Raw genomic sequence first — 15,568 nt, 5'->3', positions numbered from 1 at the left:
TCAACGTCGCCAGAGTCTCGCATGGTAGACCATCATCGTTCGGGGCGCGACTTCTTGACATTGCATGACACCCCGCGGCCGCGATGCATCGCCGTCAATGCCTTCAATTGTGATGGTCTGACGACTTTTGTTCCATACGACCTGACGAGGAACATCAAAATTCATCGACAGCGTAATCTCATCATCGCGGACGTCGGTAACCTCACCTCGGTAGAGCCGTCCGTCCTTGCCGCGCTCGAAGATCGCTTGTTTTGATGCGGCATCCATCGTGAAATACATGTACCCCGCGTCTTCGCAGCGAACGGAGATCGGATGCTGAATTGGTTCGCGAACTCGGAAGCTCAAAATGCTTCTCGGCGGTGTGACGGTGCACTGATGAGTCAATGTCGGCCGAAAGGTGGGGTCGTCGAATCCCGGCCAAGTCAACATCTTCTGATTGCGATCAAAGATCAGGTCGAGTCGTCCTGGACGGACGCGCAGCATGAATTCGATCTTTCCATCGTTCGTGGAAATGATCTCTCCTGAATATGCATTGATGCCGAAATTTGTCTCGACGTCTATCGGCGGCGTTTCAAAGACGACAGCTTTTGCGTCGATGTCGAACGTTGCGAAGTAGGGGCGGACCGGAGCGCCACCTTCACACCGCACCGAAAATGAGTCGCTGGCTGTCGCGCGGTCTGACGTCAGCATCAGAAAGCAAGTGAGCGCGAGGCCCAGGAGCCGATTCATGTCGCACGCTCCGTTCGTCCATGAGACCCCCACGCCGCAGCTCGACAGCGCCGATCTCGCTCGAACTCTCGAAATTGCCCGGCAGTGAGGGGCGACGCCATCAGCACACTGCGCGCGACTGAGGTCAACGTCCGGCTGTGAACAGGATAAATGAACCTATAAGTTTATGATCGTAGCGCAATCCCAGGCGAAATACTCACAGACGGAAGAGCGACCACTGAACTCAAATTGTAAACTGGCGGTCCAAGCCGTCGAAGAATACTCGTTCGGCCGCGCGATGGGTTAGTTGCACGTCGAACGGGCTGGCCAAGTGTGACGTTGATCCGGCGCTGCTCCGGGCAAACTCCCAGCGTTTGGACGGCGGCCGCGACAAAATGCCGTCGATGCAGGCTTGGCGCCTCCGTCCGCTCGCAATGACGCTTCACGCATTTCCCATCTTGTCATTCACCCTGAATAGTTGTTCAGTCCTTGCGGGGCGATTTGCATCTTTTGACGTGACGAAGCGTTTGGCCGCAGGGCGTGTGGCCGGCGTGTGGGACAGGAAGCGCGCCATGGTTTATCGGCGGACGCATCAAGTGGTGAAGCGCCTTGCGGCGCGGCGCAGCGCGATTCTGGCGGCGGCGCGGGACGCGGCAGCGGAAGGCGGCATGGCGGCGGTGCAGATCGCGCCTGTCGCGGTCCGGGCCAATGTCGCGGCCGGCACGGTCTATCGCTATTTCCCCTCCAAGGCCGACCTGATCTCCGAGCTCATTGCCGAGGTCTCCCGCGACGAGCTCGCGGCGATCCGAAGGGCAGCCGACGCCGCGCCGGGGCCGTCCTCGGCGCTGGCGGCGGCCGTGACCACCGTGGCGGTCCATACCCTGTCGCAGCGCAGACTGGCCTGGGGCATCCTGGCCGAACCTGTCGATGTCGATGTCAGCGCCTCCCGCCTTGCCAGCCGGCGCGAGATCGCCGGCGAGATCGCCTCGCGGATCGACGCTGCGGTGCGGGCCGGTCACCTGCCAGCGCAGGATACCGCGCTCGCCGCCACCGCATTGCTCGGCGCGCTGCACGAGGCCCTGGTCGGCCCGCTCGCGCCCGACAATCTCGATGATCCCGTCAAGATGCGCGATGCGGTGCAGACCGTGACGTTGCTGGCGCTCCGCGCGGTCGGCGTCATGGACGCCCGCGCCCGCGGCCTCGTGGTGCAGCAGACGCTGCTGCCGACGACGAAGGCGCTGGTCGGGGCTTGAAAAATCGCGCTGCGCGCGAGGTGTCGACCTGATCGCATTCAGGTCATTGCCCGCGCATGCTTTTTCGCGACATCCCAGCAAGCCGGCCGGTTCTGGCCGGCTACTGTGCATGGGGTTGTTTTTCGACTTTTTGTTTGGCCGCCCCGGCGGGCCTCACATGTTGGCGTCGCCCTCGGGGCCGACCGAGGCGATGCGCACCATGTTGGTGGTGCCGGGAATGCCGAGCGGGACGCCGGCGACGATGATCACGCGCTGGCCGGCGCGAACGAAACCGTCCCGGAACGCGATCTGGCCGGCGCGGCTCACCATGTCGTCCTGGTCGCGCGCGTCTTCCGCCACCACGCAATGCACGCCCCAGGCCACGGCGAGCCGGCGGCCGGTGGTGATGTTCGGCGTGATCGCCACGATCGGCGGCTTCGGCCGTTCGCGGGCCACGCGCACCGCGGTCGAGCCCGAACTGGTCCAGCAGATCAGGGCGGGCAGGTCGAGCGTCTCGGCGATCTGCCGGGCGGCGTCCGCGATGGCATCGCCCGCGGTGGATTCCGGCGCGGGACGCTGGGCCGTGACCACCGAGCGATAGGTCGGGTCGCGCTCGACCTCCTCGCCGATGCGGTTCATGGTCGAGACCGCCTCGACCGGGAATTTGCCGGCCGCCGATTCCGCCGACAGCATGATGGCGTCGGCACCCTCGTAGACGGCCGTGGCGACGTCGGAGACTTCGGCGCGGGTCGGCACCGGCGACTGGATCATCGATTCCAGCATCTGGGTCGCGATCACCACCGGCTTGCCGGCGCGGCGGGCCATCCGCGTCATCTGCTTCTGCAGGCTCGGCACGCGCTCGAGCGGCAGTTCGACGCCGAGATCGCCACGCGCCACCATCAGCGCGTCGGAGGCTTCGATGATGTCGGCGAGGCGATCGATCGCCTGCGGCTTCTCGATCTTGGCCATCACGGCGGCGCGGCCGCGGATCATCTTCTTGGCCTCGATGACGTCGTCGGCGCGCTGCACGAACGATAGCGCGATCCAGTCGACGCCGGTGACGAGGGCCGCCTCGAGGTCGGCGCGGTCCTTCGGCGTCATCGCCGAGACCGGCAGGTCGGTGTCGGGCAGGCTGACGCCCTTGCGGTCGCTCATCCTGCCGCCGACCACGACACGCGTCACCGCGTGCTCTTTCGAGGTCTCCTCCGCGATCAGCCGCACCTTGCCGTCGTCGAGCAGCAGCGCATGGCCTGGCCGCAACGCAGCCAGGATCTCCGGATGCGGGAGATTGACGCGCGTGGCATCGCCCGGCGTCTTGTCGGAGTCCAGCGTGAAGGTCTGCCCGTTCTGGAGCTGGACCGCGCCTTCGGCAAAGGCGCCGAGCCGGAGCTTGGGGCCCTGGAGGTCCACCAGGATGCCGATCGGCCGGCCATAGCTGCTCTCGACGTTGCGGATCGTCGCCACCAGCTCCCGCATCTTGTCATGCGAGGTGTGGCTCATGTTGATGCGGAACAGGTCGGCGCCGGCCTCGAACAGGCGGCGGATCATCGCGAGGTCTGAAGAAGCCGGTCCCAGGGTCGCGAGAATCTTGATACGGCGAAGACGCCTCATGGCTTATTTCCAGACGGGGACGAGGGCGCTGGCGGGAGGCCAGGCGCGGCGGGGGGCGTACCACCGGGCGGACCATTGGGCAAACCGGGAACCCCACCCGGGCCAACCGGGCCGGGCAGGCCAGGTACGCGCTGCTGTCCAGGCTGTTCGTTCACGTCGGTCAGCTGCACCGTCCAGGCCCGCTGCTCACCGGTGTCGACCTCGAAATAGCCGGTCCGGTCATAGCCGCGCGCGAGGCAATCCTCGGTGCCGCGTATGGTGAACTCCTTGTCGCGCGAGCACATGAAGGCCTGGCCCGACCATTCGCCGCCGCGGTCATAGTCGATGGCGTAGATGTAGTAGTAGCGGGCGACCAGCGTGCCCCGGAGCAGCGTCTCACAGGAGCGCGAGGAGATGTTCCACCAGCCCTCGGTGGTCCAGCCCTCGGCATCCTTGTAGCCGAGCGCGATCCCGACCCGGCTCGACGTGTTGTTGCAGAGGCGGAAATCGGCCGAGGCGGGGCTGGCGCAAAGGCACAGCAGGGCGACGACCAGCACCGGGACCAACCGGGCGAGCAGGCGAAGCGGGAAGCGGGGAGATTCGGCAATCATTGTCGCGGAAGCTATACCAGATCATTGACGATTTGGCGTTGGGCCGGGGACGCGCCCCGTAGCCGGGCTTTGGCCCGTTTGCGCCGCGATATGGCAAAATCTGTGACAGGACCCACCTGATCCCGTAAGGGTGACCGCCATCGGGACGGGCCCTTAAGGAATACAGCCATGGCAATCGACGACAAAACCAGAACGGAGCTCGAGGCGGCGGCTTTCCGGCGCCTGGTCGACCATTTGAAGACGCGGACGGACGTCCAGAACATCGATCTGATGAATCTGGCGGGTTTCTGCCGCAACTGCCTCTCCAACTGGCTCAAGGACGCCGCGGACGCCCAGGGCGTGCCCTTGAGCAAGGACGAGAGCCGGGAGGCCATCTACGGCATGCCCTACGAGACCTGGAAGGCGAAGTACCAGGGCACGGCCACGCCCGAGCAGCTCGAGACGATGAAGAAGGTCCATCCCCACGAGCATTGAACGGCCCGACCTCCATCGCCCGAGTCGCACCCGGACAACAGCTTTCTTCGCCGCGGCGCAGGAAGGTGTGGGCGCGCTGTGGACGAGCGCGATGCTTGCTTGAATGCAGCTGGCCCCAACCCTAAGGGTCTACCCAGCACGCGCGGTGAGGGATGCCGGCGTCACCTCGTTTTGCCAGTTCCATTGGGAGTACAAGATGGCCACCTCCGCCGCCGTCCGCGACGACGAGCCCGCGACGAAATTTGCCAAGGACCAGCTCAAGTCCATCATCGAGCGCATCGAGCGGCTGGAGGAAGAGAAGAAGGCGATCTCCGACGACATCCGCGACGTCTATGCCGAGAGCAAGGGCAACGGCTACGACGTCAAGGCGCTGCGCACCATCGTGCGCCTGCGCAAGCAGGACCCCAACGAGCGCGCCGAGGCCGAGACCATTCTCGAGACCTACATGCAGGCGCTGGGGATGATCTGAAGGCGACGGGCCCGCGCCTCATCCATAAGAGTACCTCGCCGGGCGCAATTTGCGGACGGCCTGCGCTTGGGTAAAATCCGCTGGTCTGCTAGAATGCTCGGTGAAGGGACCGAGCAATGGATGTGCCTGGACCAGAGCGCAGGCTCGCCGCGGTCCTCGCGGCTGACATGGTCGGCTTTAGTCGGCTCATGGAGGTCGACGAGGGTGGCACGCTCGCGCGTCTGAAGACCCACCGGATCGAGCTCATCGATCCGGCGATTGCCAAAAATCACGGCCGCATCATCAAGACCACGGGCGACGGCCTGCTCGTCGAATTCCACAGCGTCGTCGATGCAGTGTTGTGCGCTGCTGAAATTCAGAGCCGGATGGGGCGCCGCAACGCCGATGTCCCGCCGCCGCGATGGATCCAATTCCGCATCGGTATCAATCTGGGCGACGTGATCGTCGACCAGAACGACATTTTCGGCGATGGTGTCAACGTCGCGGCACGGTTGGAGGCGCTGGCCGAACCCGGAGGCATCTGCATCTCCAGCGCGGTGCGCGACCAGCTGGGCCAGCGTCTCGATGGTGTCGCATTCGAGGACATCGGCGAGCAGAACGTCAAGAACATCGCGCGTTCCATCCGCGTGTACCGGATTCGATTGGAGGATGGGCTGGCAAGCGCGACAGCCGGCACGACGGCCGCTGCAAAGGCGACTGGTAAGTCGAAGAAGCCGTCCATCGCCGTGCTGCCCTTTGCCAACATGAGCGGCGATCCGGAGCAGGAGTTCTTTGCGGACGGTTTGACCGAGGACATCATCACGGAGCTTTCACGCTTCCACGACCTGCTGGTGATCTCGCGCAACTCGACGTTCGTGTACAAGGGAAAGTCGGTCAAGGTACAGGATGTCGGGCGCGAATTCGGTGTCGACTACGTCATCGAGGGAAGCGTGCGAAAGGCCGGAGATCGCGTCCGCGTCACCGTGCAGCTGATCGATGCCGAGACGGATCGGCATATCTGGGCCGAGCGCTATGACGGCGAGCTCAAGGACATCTTCGCGATCCAGGACGAGATGACCCGGGCGATCGCCGCCACGTTGCCGGGCCGTGTCGAGGCTGCGACGCACGATCGAGCGAACCGCAAACCGACGGACAACATGGCAGCTTATGAATGCGTGCTGGCCGCGAAGATCCTGCACCATCGCTCCAATCGCGAAGACAATGCGCGGGCGCAACTTCTGCTTGGTCGGGCGCTCGAACTCGACGCGAACTATGCTCACGCGCACGCGTGGAAGGCGTGCGTCCTCGGCCAGACCTGGGTCTATAACTGGTGCGCGGATCGCGACGCCACCTTCGAGCAGGTGGCTGCAGAGCTGGAAACCGCGCTGGGCCTCGACGACAATGACAGCGACGTCCACCGCATCCTCGCGGCACTCAATCTGAACCGCGACGACCATGGCAAGGCCGCCTATCATCAGGAACGCGCGCTCGCGCTCAACCCGAACTATGACCTCGTGGTGGTGCAGCAGGGCGAACTGCTGACCTGGCTGGGGCGGCCGGAGGAGGGCATCGACTGGATCAGGAAAGCGATGCGCCTCAACCCCTATCATCCAGAGCGCTTCTGGAGCCATCTCGGGCGCGCCTATTACTGTGCCGAGAAATACGCCGAAGCCGCCGAAGCCTTCTCGAGGATCTCACGCCCCGATCACACCCATCACGCCTTCCTTGCCGGGATCTTCGCGCAGATGGGCAATGCAGTGGCGGCTGGCGCGCACGCGGCCGAAGTTCTCAAGCGCGAGCCGGCATTTTCGGTGGCCAGTCATCTCGCTACCCAGCATTATAAGCGGGAGGTCGATCGTCAGCGCTATGAGGCAGGCCTTCTCCGGGCAGGCCTGCCGGCTTGACTTGGCGCGGAGACCGATTGCCTCTCCATCGAGAGTGAGACTGTGACCGAGCCGATATTGCCGCGCGAGGTGAGCCGGGCCTTCGACGCCTTTCCGACGCCGATGCGCAAGCGGCTTCTTCAGGTACGCGAGCTGATCTTTGCGACCGCTGCGGCGCATGAGGAGGTCGGCCAGCTCAGCGAAACCCTGAAATGGGGTGAACCCGCCTACCTGACCGAAGAGACGGGCAGCGGCTCAACGATCAGGCTCGGCCGCCTGAAGGATTCCGATCACGCCGCCATTCTGTTCAACTGCAAGACGACACTGATCGACACCTTTCGCGAGCGCTTTCCAGATGAGTTCGAGTATCGGCAGACCAGGGCGTTGCTGTTGCCGGTGGCGGGCAAATTGCCGAAGCGGGAGCTCGCCGTCTGCTTGTCGCTGGCGCTGACCTATCATCTGGACCGGCGGGGCGGGAAAGCGAAATAAATAGATGCTGTGAACCTGTAGCCCGGATGAGCGAAGCGATATCCGGGCTGTTTCAGCGCGCGCTGCTTTCCCGGATGTCGCTGCGCTCATCCGGGCTACGAGGCCGAGTTCGTGGATAGAGAGAGGGGCTACCGGCCTCAGCGCAGCGCCGCGGTGCGCATGACGAACGACGTGGTCTCGAGCTTCGCGGTCGCGCTGCCCGAGAAGCTGTCGCAGGACAGGCCCTGCATCGGATCGTCGACAAAACCCATCGCGACGACCGCGCGCGGCTTGACGAAATAGGCACGCAGCGCGACCATGTCGAGCTCGCCCATCAGCGTCACCGACATCGCGCGGCTGGCGCTCGGCGACAGCATCACGATCTTGAGCCAGATGTTTTCGCCCTTGGCCGCAGAGAGGCGGGTGGCGGTTGCGACCCTGCCGTCGATGCTCTTGCCGACCACCATGTTGATCTCCGTCGCCTGGGCCACGCTGCGGGAGGCCGCAGACGGGCGGGCGGTGCGCGGGATCGGTGCTGACGCTGCGACGACGTTGGCGCGGTCGACCGGGGAGGCCGCCGGCGCGTAGGCCAGGGCCTGGAAGGCCGCGTTGGTCACGCTCGCGGTTGGTTGCGGATCGGTGGCGGCGGCCAGCGCCTGACGCGCCTTCAACGCTGCGACCTGAGCCGGCGTCGCCTGCTGCGGCGCGGCCGGGACATCATCCCAGAAGCCGCGGGCGTTGATGATGTCGGCCGGCGTCTCCAGCTTGCCCTCGACAGACTTGCCGGTCGCGCGCTTGTCAGCCACGGGCGCGGGCTTCGGCGGCGGCGCAACGATCTGGGCATCGGCCGAAGCGAGCTGGAGGGTTGCGGCGATCTGCGGCTTGGCGCGGGGCGTCGGCACCGGCTCGGCGGGCCTGGCGGCGGCTGCGACCACGGTCGGCGCGGACGGCTTCGCGGCCGTTGCGGGCGCGCCCTCGTCATCCTCGTCGCTGCTCGCGGCAGGAGCCGGCTTGCTCCTGAACAAGGCGGCGAAGAAATTCGGCTTGCTGCCGGCGTCGTCGCCGCTGCCGCGCCGCTCGATCTCGGCCTTTGCCAGCTCATAGTTCTTCAGCGGAACGCCGTCGGTCGGCAGATGCACCGTCTTGCCGTCCGGGAAAACGCGGGCGAGCTGGTCGTGCGTCATGCGCGGCCAGTGCCGCACGCTGCCGGTGTCCAGATGCACGAAGGGCGAGCCGGAGGTCGGATAGAAACCGACGCCGCCGCGCTGGAGGCGCAGGCCGGCGAAACGGATCTGCTCCAGCGGCACGCCCGGGATGTAGAAGTCCATCGCATGTCCCAGCATGTGCTGGCTGGAGCGCGCCACGCCGGAGGAGCGGCGGCGGAGCATGGCGTTGGTAGCGGGGGAGCGGTAGGAGGAGATGATCTGGATCGGCTGCTTGCCGTCGACGTCGCGATAGACTTCCCAGAGGATGTCGAAGAGGCGACGGTCCATGACCGTCTCGTCCTGGGTGCGCCAGTCGCGCAAAAAGTGGTTGAGCTGCTTCAGCGCGGCTTCGTCATAGCGGCCGTCGCGCTTGAAGGTGACGGTGAGGTCTTCACCGGAATGGGTGTGGTGGAAGGAGAGCGTCTTGGTCTCGTTCAGCGCCGCGGCGTCGTGGACCGAACCTGCGGCGGCAAGCAGCAACACGGAGGCGAGGCCGATCCGGGATCCGGCCTTCACTCCCGCATGGGACAACGACAGCACAGCGAATTGGCGTGCGAGACCAGTCAGCACGTATGAGCCCACCCAGTCGACGAGCGTTCAAAATGGACTCTCCCGCCAACCCCGTTAGCAGCGCGAAGAGGATGAACGCTTTCTTAAAGCAAGAAGGTTAATTCGAGGTTGACCTTCCCGCCCCCAAACCAAGTCAGAGTACGATCCTAAGCGGTTGACTGTGGCAAAAAAACGCCCGCCGCCCCGGCGCGGGTTGGCGCATGGTTAACGTTAAGCGGCCCCATCCAAAGGACGGGGCCGCTGATTTCATTGCAGAATTCTTGTGAGCCTGGCGCTGAGCCGGCCTCAGCGGGTAAACACTCGCTGCGGACGACGGCCGACCGGCGCCGGCGGCTGGGCCGGGGTCGGCGCTCCGAACAGCCGCTCGAAGAAGTTTAGCCCAGACGAGCCGAAGCCCCCGCCATTGTTGGCCACCGCGACCCCTGATGGCAGCGTCGTCGGCGGGCGCGAATAGTTCGGCTGGGAATGGGCGACGACAGCCTCGAGGTCCTTGCCGCGGTTGTTCTTCAGGATGTTGATCATGGCCGCATCGCGACCGTAGATGTCCTTGCGGAATTGCAGCTTGCCGGCGTCATCCACGAACGCAGTCTGATAGGTGATGTTGACCGGGATCGGGGTCGGGAATTTCAGATCGATCTCGCTCTTGCCGTACATGCTGCGCACGCGCTCCGGCGTGTACTTCTCATTCGGCATGGTGATGTTGAGCAGCACGGAGGCGTACTGATCCGGATTCTGCACGCGCATGCAGCCATGGCTGAAGGCGCGCTCGTCCCTGGCGAACAATTGTTTGTCCGGCGTGTCGTGCTGATAGACCAGGAACTTGTTCGGGAAGTTGAAGCGAATGCGGCCGAGCGCGTTGGCTTCGCCGGGCGGCTGCGAGATGTGCACCGAGCCGTCGCGGTTCTGTTCGAGCTTGAGGCCCATGCGCTGAAGCACGGTCGGGTCCTGCTGCAGCGCCGGCAGGTATTCGTTGTAGACGATCGACGGCGGCACGTTCCAGGTCGGATTGACCGTGATGTACTTCATCGTCTCGGTCAGCAGCGGGGTGGCGTGCTGGCCGGGCTTGCCGGTGACGACGCGGGTGGTCCAGACCTGCTGGCCGCGCTGCATCACCTTCAGCGTGAAGTCGGGAATGTTGAGGATGACATAGGCATCACCCAGCGAAGGCGCGCCGAGGTCGCGCGGCAGCCAGCGCCAGCGCTCCATGTTCACCACCACCACGTCGATCTGTTTGTCGCGCTTGGGGGTGTTGAGCGCCTTGACCGTCTTGTCGTCGAGGATGCCGGTCGGCTTCATCTCGGCGCCGCTCTGGAATTTGCGCACGGCCTCGGCGACCGCCGCGTCGTAACGGGTGTCGCCGGCGTTCTCGGCAAGGCCGAGCTTGGCGCGGAGCTGCGGCACGCGCGGATCTTCGACGACGATTTCAGCGCGCTTCTTGCTGGCCCGGGTGTATTTCAGCGCCGGGCCGTCGGCGATCTCGATCACCGGGCCGTTGCCCTGGCCGCGCAGCTCGGCGAGCTTGGCCTTCAGCTCCTTGTAGAGCTTGTGCGGCGGGTTGTAGCTGTCGAGCGCTGCGGACGCATCCGCCGCGGTCGTGACCTTGGCGAGCACCTCGTTGGGGTCGACCGGATGCTCGGGATAGAGAATGTCGCCGCTGACCTGCGACCAATGCATCCGGCCGCTCTGGGCATGGCGTGCGTAGTCGAACATGCTGGCGGTGAGCTTGAGCTCGGCATCCGCGAGCGCATCGGGCGTCGTGGCGGCGGCGAAATCCGGCAACGGATAGTCCGCGGGATTGAGGCCGTCGGAGGCCGCGTCCTTCAGCCGCGCGATCACGCCCTTCGCCGCAGCGGTCGGGCTGCCGCTTTGCGTCCAGACCGGCGCGAAATCGCGTGCGGCGTAGAACTTCTCGATCGCCGCGCGCTCGTTCTTGCGGTCGAAATAGCGCGAGGTCTTGGCGCCGATGATGTCCTTGAGCTTGTCCGCGACCGGCTGGTCGGCGGCGGGCACGTTGCTCGCGGCCTTCACCGGCTCGGCGGCGGGAGCCGCTGCAGCAGGTGCCGCGGGAGCCGCCGGCGTGGCGGTCGCGGTGTCAGCCTTTGCAGGCTCGGTGTTTGCGGGCTCGGTCTTCGCAGTCTCGCTCTTCGGCGCTTCGGGCGCCGGCGTGGTGGCGACGTCGGACGGCCTGGTCTCGACCTTGTCCGGCGCAGGCGCGGCGTCCGCCTTGACGGGCTCCTTCGCGATTTCCTTGGTGGGATCCGGCACCGTGGCGGTGGTGTCGAGCTTGATGTCGGCTGCAGTGGGGGGCGGGACGTTTGCCGGCTCGGGGCGCGGGATCGCAGCTTCGATCGCGAGTTCGGCGGCGCTGCTGCGCGCCTGGTCCTGCGCCAGCGCCGAGCTGGCGGACACCGCGAGGAAGGTCGCTGCGACCGTCATCAAGACACGGTCAAAGCCCGCACGGTGGTTCAAACAGTCACGCATTGTGTCGCACCCCTCGGGTGAGCTGTCCCCTCGTGGAACAGCTTCGTTATCGCCTATTGATGAGCTTCGGCTAAACTGCGCCGGCCTCTCGAAAGTTGCACGCCTGCACGCAACGATTCCTACGCAGACGATATACAGGCCCCGATTCTGCGGCCAGCGCTACCCGGGACAACTCACGACAAACTGACTTCAAGGGAGCCTCTTGGCAACGGATTGTGCGCTTCTGCCACGCGGTTTTCCGTCTGTCTGTCACTTCCGGGTCACGGTTCAAATCACGGTCGAATTCTGTCGTCATGCGAACAGCTTACCGCTGTCGCGCACCGTCGCGCGAACCTCCGTTCGCACCCGGCTCAGTGCGTCTCCTCACCGCTTTTGCCGCCATGTCCGGGAACCCCGGCCTCGTCGAGTTTGCGGTAGAGCGTCGACCGGCCGATCTTGAGGCGGCGAGCCACTTCAGACATCTGGCCGCGATAGTGCGAGATCGCGAAGCGGATGATCTCGTTCTCCATGTCCTCCAGCGCGCGGACATCGCCGGTCGCGGTGAGCATGGCGAGAGTTCCCACGGCGGGGAGTGGCGCGATCGGTATTTCGTTACCTGAGACCACCGAAGGCATCGCCGCCGGCTCGAGCATCAGCGGTGCGGTCGGAATATCAGTGGCGGGATGCGGTTGCGAGGCGAGCAGGGGAAAATCGCCAATGTCGAGCTGGTCGCCGTCGCTCATCACCACGGCGCGGTAGACCGCGTTTTCGAGCTGGCGGATGTTGCCGGGCCAGTCGAGCTGGGCCAGGTGCGCCACCGCCTCGCCGGTGATGCCGGTGATTGGGCGGTTCTCCTCGGCGGCAAAGCGCGCCAGGAAATGCCTGAGCAGATGCGGGATGTCCTCGCGCCGGGCGCGCAGCGAGGGAATCGTCAGCGGCAGCACGTGCAGGCGATAGAACAGGTCTTCCCGGAAATGTCCCTGTTTCACCCGCTCCAGCAGCTTGCGATTGGTTGCCGAGATGATGCGGACGTCGACCTTGACCGGCTTGCGGCCGCCGACGGCCTCCACGGCACCTTCCTGCAGCGCGCGCAGCAGCTTCACCTGCGCGGTCAGCGGCAGCTCGCTGACCTCGTCCAGAAACAGCGTGCCGCCATGAGCCTCGACAAACTTGCCCATGTGCCGCTCGGTGGCGCCGGTGAAGGCGCCCTTCTCGTGGCCGAACAGGATGGACTCGACGAGGTTGTCGGGAATCGCGCCGCAATTGACCGCGACGAATGGCTTGGCCTTGCGCTCGCCGCTGCCATGGATGGCGCGCGCGAACATTTCCTTGCCGACGCCGGATTCGCCCTCGATCAGCACGGGGATCGCGGAATTCGCCGCCTTCTGCGCGGCGCGCATCACCGGGGTCATTGCCTCGGCGCGCGTGATGATGTCGGAGAAAGTCAGCCGGCCCTCACGGCTGTGACGGATGCGCTGCAATTCGCCCTTGAGCGCGGACGTGTTGAGCGCGTTGCGCAGGGAGACCTGGAGCCGCTCCACGCCGACCGGCTTGACGACGAAATCTGCCGCGCCCGCGCGCATCGCCGAGATCACGTTGTCGATGCCGCCATGGGCGGTCTGCACGATGACGGGGATGCTCAGGCCGGCGTCGCGGATCTTCGCAAGTACGCCCATGCCGTCGAGGCCGGGCATCACGAGATCGAGGATGACGGCGTCGACGGCCGGCGCGTCGGGGGCGGTGAGGGTGGCGATTGCGGCGTCCCCGGAGTCCACGACGACCGTCTCATAGCCGCATTTCTGCACCATGTTCTCGACCAGCCGGCGGGCTACAGCGTCGTCGTCGGCGATCAAAATACTGGCAGCCATGGTGTTCCCCGCACGCTACTACTATCTGTCTCGAATCGGGGCACTCTGGCCGAAGCCGATTAACGCATGCTTAAGCCTTGATGCCCCCGCCCGCCGTCGCGATTGTTGAACACAGGTTTTCCACACAATGACTTCGCGCTCAAAGACCGCTCTCACAAAATCGGCACTCCGCAAGCCAGCCACCAAGAAATCCTCCGCCAAGAAAAGATCCTCCAAACCTTCGCTCGCCGAGCCTTCGCTTGGAAAGGCTGCGAGCAAGACCGGCAAGCTTCCGGAGTGGAACCTCGCCGATCTCTATTCCGGGATCGACGCGCCGGAAGTGGCACGCGATCTCGAAAAGCTGGATATCGACTGCGTCGCCTTCGAGACGGACTACAAGGGCAAGCTGGCAACAGGGACAGCAAACGAAGATGGCGGAAAATGGCTCGCCGAAGCCGTGCGACGCTATGAGGCGATCGACGATCTCGCCGGCCGTCTCGGCTCCTATGCCGGTCTCGTCCATGCCGGCGACAGCGTTGACCCCGCGATTTCAAAGTTTTACGGCGACGTGTCCGAGCGCCTGACGGCGGCGTCGACGCATCTTCTGTTCTTCGCGCTCGAGCTCAATCGGATCGATGACGATATTTTGAACCGCGCGATGCAGGCCACCGAGCTCGCCTACTACCGTCCGTGGATCGAAGACTTGCGCAAGGAGAAGCCGTACCAGCTCGACGACAAGCTCGAGCAGCTCTTCCTGGAGAAGGCGCAGACCGGCTATTCCGCCTTCAACCGGCTGTTCGACCAGACCATATCCGGCCTGCGCTTCAAGATCGGCTCCAAGGAGCTCGCGATCGAGCCGACGCTCACTCTGCTGCAGGACCGCGATGGCGCCAAGCGCAAGAGCGCGGCGGCAGCGCTGGCGAAAACCTTCAAGGCCAATGAGCGTACCTTTGCGCTGATCACCAACACGCTGGCCAAGGACAAGGACATCTCCGACCGCTGGCGCGGCTTCAAGGACGTCGCGGATTCCCGCCATCTCAACAACCGGGTCGAGCGCGAGGTGGTGGATGCGCTGGTCGCCTCGGTGCGCGCGGCCTATCCGAAGCTGTCGCATCGCTATTATGCGCTGAAGGCGAAATGGTTCGGCAAGAAGCGGCTGGCCTATTGGGACCGCAACGCGCCGCTGCCGTTTGCGGCCACCGACGTGATCGGCTGGCCCGATGCGCGGAACATGGTGCTGACAGCCTATCGTGGTTTCTCGCCCAAGATGGCCGACATCGCCGAACGCTTCTTCACCGATCGCTGGATCGACGCGCCGGTGCGGCCGGGCAAGGCGCCGGGCGCCTTCTCGCACCCGACCACGCCGTCGGCGCACCCCTACGTGCTCATGAACTACCAGGGCAAGCCGCGCGACGTGATGACGCTCGCGCATGAGCTTGGCCATGGCGTCCATCAGGTGCTCGCCGCCAAGAACGGCGCGCTGATGGCGCCGACGCCGCTGACGCTGGCGGAGACCGCGAGCGTGTTCGGCGAGATGCTGACCTTCCGGCGGCTGCTGGCCCAGACCAAGAACGCGAAACAGCGCCAGGCGCTGCTCGCCGGCAAAGTCGAGGACATGATCAACACCGTGGTGCGGCAGATCGCGTTCTATTCCTTCGAGCGCGCGGTCCACACCGAGCGCAAGAATGGCGAGCTCACCGCGACGCGGCTCGGCGAGATCTGGCTGTCGGTGCAGGGCGAGAGCCTGGGGCCCGCGATCGAGATCAAGGCGGGCTACGAGAACTACTGGATGTACATCCCACATTTCATCCATTCGCCGTTCTACGTCTACGCCTATGCCTTCGGCGACTGCCTCGTGAACTCGCTCTACGCCGTCTACGAGAATGCGGCGGAAGGGTTTGCCGAGCGCTATCTCGACATGCTCGCCGCCGGCGGCACCAAGCACTATTCCGAGTTGCTGCGGCCGTTCGGGCTGGATGCCAAGGACCCGAAGTTCTGGGACGGCGGGCTCAGCGTCATCGCCGGGATGATCGACGAGCTGGAGGCGATGGGCTGAGGTAGGAGGGCGCCGC

At 65.0% G+C, this 15,568-nt stretch carries 12 protein-coding genes; 6 read left to right on the top strand and 6 right to left on the bottom strand.

Annotated features, from left to right (window positions below; all coding sequences use genetic code 11):
* Nucleotides 1-729: a hypothetical protein gene (locus EDE08_RS34200; protein WP_131873918.1), complete on the bottom strand. Its 729-nt coding sequence runs from the start codon at nucleotides 727-729 to the stop codon at nucleotides 1-3.
* 551 nt (nucleotides 730-1,280) lie between these two features.
* Here EDE08_RS34200 and EDE08_RS34195 point away from each other — a divergent pair.
* Nucleotides 1,281-1,961, top strand: a complete 681-nt coding sequence (locus EDE08_RS34195; RefSeq protein ID WP_131873920.1) for a TetR/AcrR family transcriptional regulator — start codon at nucleotides 1,281-1,283, stop codon at nucleotides 1,959-1,961.
* Between the two features lie 153 nt (nucleotides 1,962-2,114).
* On the opposite strand, the gene pyk is transcribed toward EDE08_RS34195, so the two are convergent.
* Entirely contained in the window at nucleotides 2,115-3,551 is a 1,437-nt protein-coding gene (pyk, locus tag EDE08_RS34190; protein WP_131873922.1) for a pyruvate kinase, read from the bottom strand.
* A complete protein-coding gene (locus tag EDE08_RS34185; protein ID WP_131873924.1) occupies nucleotides 3,548-4,141 on the bottom strand; it encodes a DUF1036 domain-containing protein in 594 nt (197 codons plus the stop codon). The genes pyk and EDE08_RS34185 overlap by 4 nt, the downstream gene beginning before the upstream one ends.
* 168 nt (nucleotides 4,142-4,309) lie before the next feature.
* Here EDE08_RS34185 and EDE08_RS34180 point away from each other — a divergent pair, with 168 nt between their 5' ends.
* The 4 genes from EDE08_RS34180 to EDE08_RS34165 all read left to right on the top strand — a co-directional run bounded on the left by EDE08_RS34180 (nucleotide 4,310) and on the right by EDE08_RS34165 (nucleotide 7,435).
* Nucleotides 4,310-4,615, top strand: coding sequence for a DUF1244 domain-containing protein (locus tag EDE08_RS34180; RefSeq protein WP_131873926.1), 306 nt, complete (start codon nucleotides 4,310-4,312; stop codon nucleotides 4,613-4,615).
* 196 nt (nucleotides 4,616-4,811) lie between these two features.
* Nucleotides 4,812-5,084, top strand: coding sequence for a DUF2312 domain-containing protein (locus EDE08_RS34175; protein WP_008546273.1), 273 nt, complete (start codon nucleotides 4,812-4,814; stop codon nucleotides 5,082-5,084).
* A 116-nt stretch (nucleotides 5,085-5,200) separates the two neighbouring features.
* A complete protein-coding gene (locus EDE08_RS34170; protein ID WP_131873928.1) occupies nucleotides 5,201-6,967 on the top strand; it encodes an adenylate/guanylate cyclase domain-containing protein in 1,767 nt (588 codons plus the stop codon).
* A gap of 42 nt (nucleotides 6,968-7,009) precedes the next feature.
* Nucleotides 7,010-7,435, top strand: coding sequence for a DUF1801 domain-containing protein (locus tag EDE08_RS34165; protein ID WP_131873930.1), 426 nt, complete (start codon nucleotides 7,010-7,012; stop codon nucleotides 7,433-7,435).
* A gap of 137 nt (nucleotides 7,436-7,572) precedes the next feature.
* On the opposite strand, the gene mepK is transcribed toward EDE08_RS34165, so the two are convergent.
* From mepK to EDE08_RS34150, 3 genes are all read right to left on the bottom strand, one after another.
* Nucleotides 7,573-9,189 (bottom strand): peptidoglycan L,D-endopeptidase MepK, encoded by a 1,617-nt coding sequence (gene mepK, locus EDE08_RS34160; protein ID WP_245524976.1) that lies wholly within the window; start codon nucleotides 9,187-9,189, stop codon nucleotides 7,573-7,575.
* A gap of 285 nt (nucleotides 9,190-9,474) precedes the next feature.
* A complete protein-coding gene (locus EDE08_RS34155) occupies nucleotides 9,475-11,670 on the bottom strand; it encodes a L,D-transpeptidase family protein (RefSeq protein ID WP_131873934.1) in 2,196 nt (731 codons plus the stop codon).
* 350 nt (nucleotides 11,671-12,020) lie between these two features.
* Nucleotides 12,021-13,517 (bottom strand): sigma-54-dependent transcriptional regulator, encoded by a 1,497-nt coding sequence (locus tag EDE08_RS34150; RefSeq protein WP_131873936.1) that lies wholly within the window; start codon nucleotides 13,515-13,517, stop codon nucleotides 12,021-12,023.
* Nucleotides 13,518-13,644: 127 nt separating this feature from the next.
* On the opposite strand from EDE08_RS34150, the gene EDE08_RS34145 reads away from it, so the two are divergent.
* Nucleotides 13,645-15,552, top strand: coding sequence for a M3 family oligoendopeptidase (locus EDE08_RS34145; protein WP_131873938.1), 1,908 nt, complete (start codon nucleotides 13,645-13,647; stop codon nucleotides 15,550-15,552).
* Nucleotides 15,553-15,568 lie beyond the last annotated feature (16 nt).

The sequence above is a fragment of the Bradyrhizobium sp. R2.2-H genome (assembly GCF_004346455.1).
Lineage (GTDB): Bacteria > Pseudomonadota > Alphaproteobacteria > Rhizobiales > Xanthobacteraceae > Bradyrhizobium > Bradyrhizobium diversitatis.
The sequence above is the reverse complement of the archived record's forward strand: the minus strand, read 5'-3'. Positions and strand labels throughout refer to the sequence as shown.

Excerpts from the sequence above, each read along its gene's own strand:
- EDE08_RS34200 (WP_131873918.1), bottom strand. The coding sequence starts at position 729 with ATGAATCGGCTCCTGGGCCTCGCGCTCACTTGCTTTCTGATGCTGACG.
- EDE08_RS34195 (WP_131873920.1), top strand. The coding sequence starts at position 1,281 with ATGGTTTATCGGCGGACGCATCAAGTGGTGAAGCGCCTTGCGGCGCGG.
- pyk (WP_131873922.1), bottom strand. The coding sequence starts at position 3,551 with ATGAGGCGTCTTCGCCGTATCAAGATTCTCGCGACCCTGGGACCGGCT.
- EDE08_RS34185 (WP_131873924.1), bottom strand. The coding sequence starts at position 4,141 with ATGATTGCCGAATCTCCCCGCTTCCCGCTTCGCCTGCTCGCCCGGTTG.
- EDE08_RS34180 (WP_131873926.1), top strand. The coding sequence starts at position 4,310 with ATGGCAATCGACGACAAAACCAGAACGGAGCTCGAGGCGGCGGCTTTC.
- EDE08_RS34175 (WP_008546273.1), top strand. The coding sequence starts at position 4,812 with ATGGCCACCTCCGCCGCCGTCCGCGACGACGAGCCCGCGACGAAATTT.
- EDE08_RS34170 (WP_131873928.1), top strand. The coding sequence starts at position 5,201 with ATGGATGTGCCTGGACCAGAGCGCAGGCTCGCCGCGGTCCTCGCGGCT.
- EDE08_RS34155 (WP_131873934.1), bottom strand. The coding sequence starts at position 11,670 with ATGCGTGACTGTTTGAACCACCGTGCGGGCTTTGACCGTGTCTTGATG.
- EDE08_RS34150 (WP_131873936.1), bottom strand. The coding sequence starts at position 13,517 with ATGGCTGCCAGTATTTTGATCGCCGACGACGACGCTGTAGCCCGCCGG.
- EDE08_RS34145 (WP_131873938.1), top strand. The coding sequence starts at position 13,645 with ATGACTTCGCGCTCAAAGACCGCTCTCACAAAATCGGCACTCCGCAAG.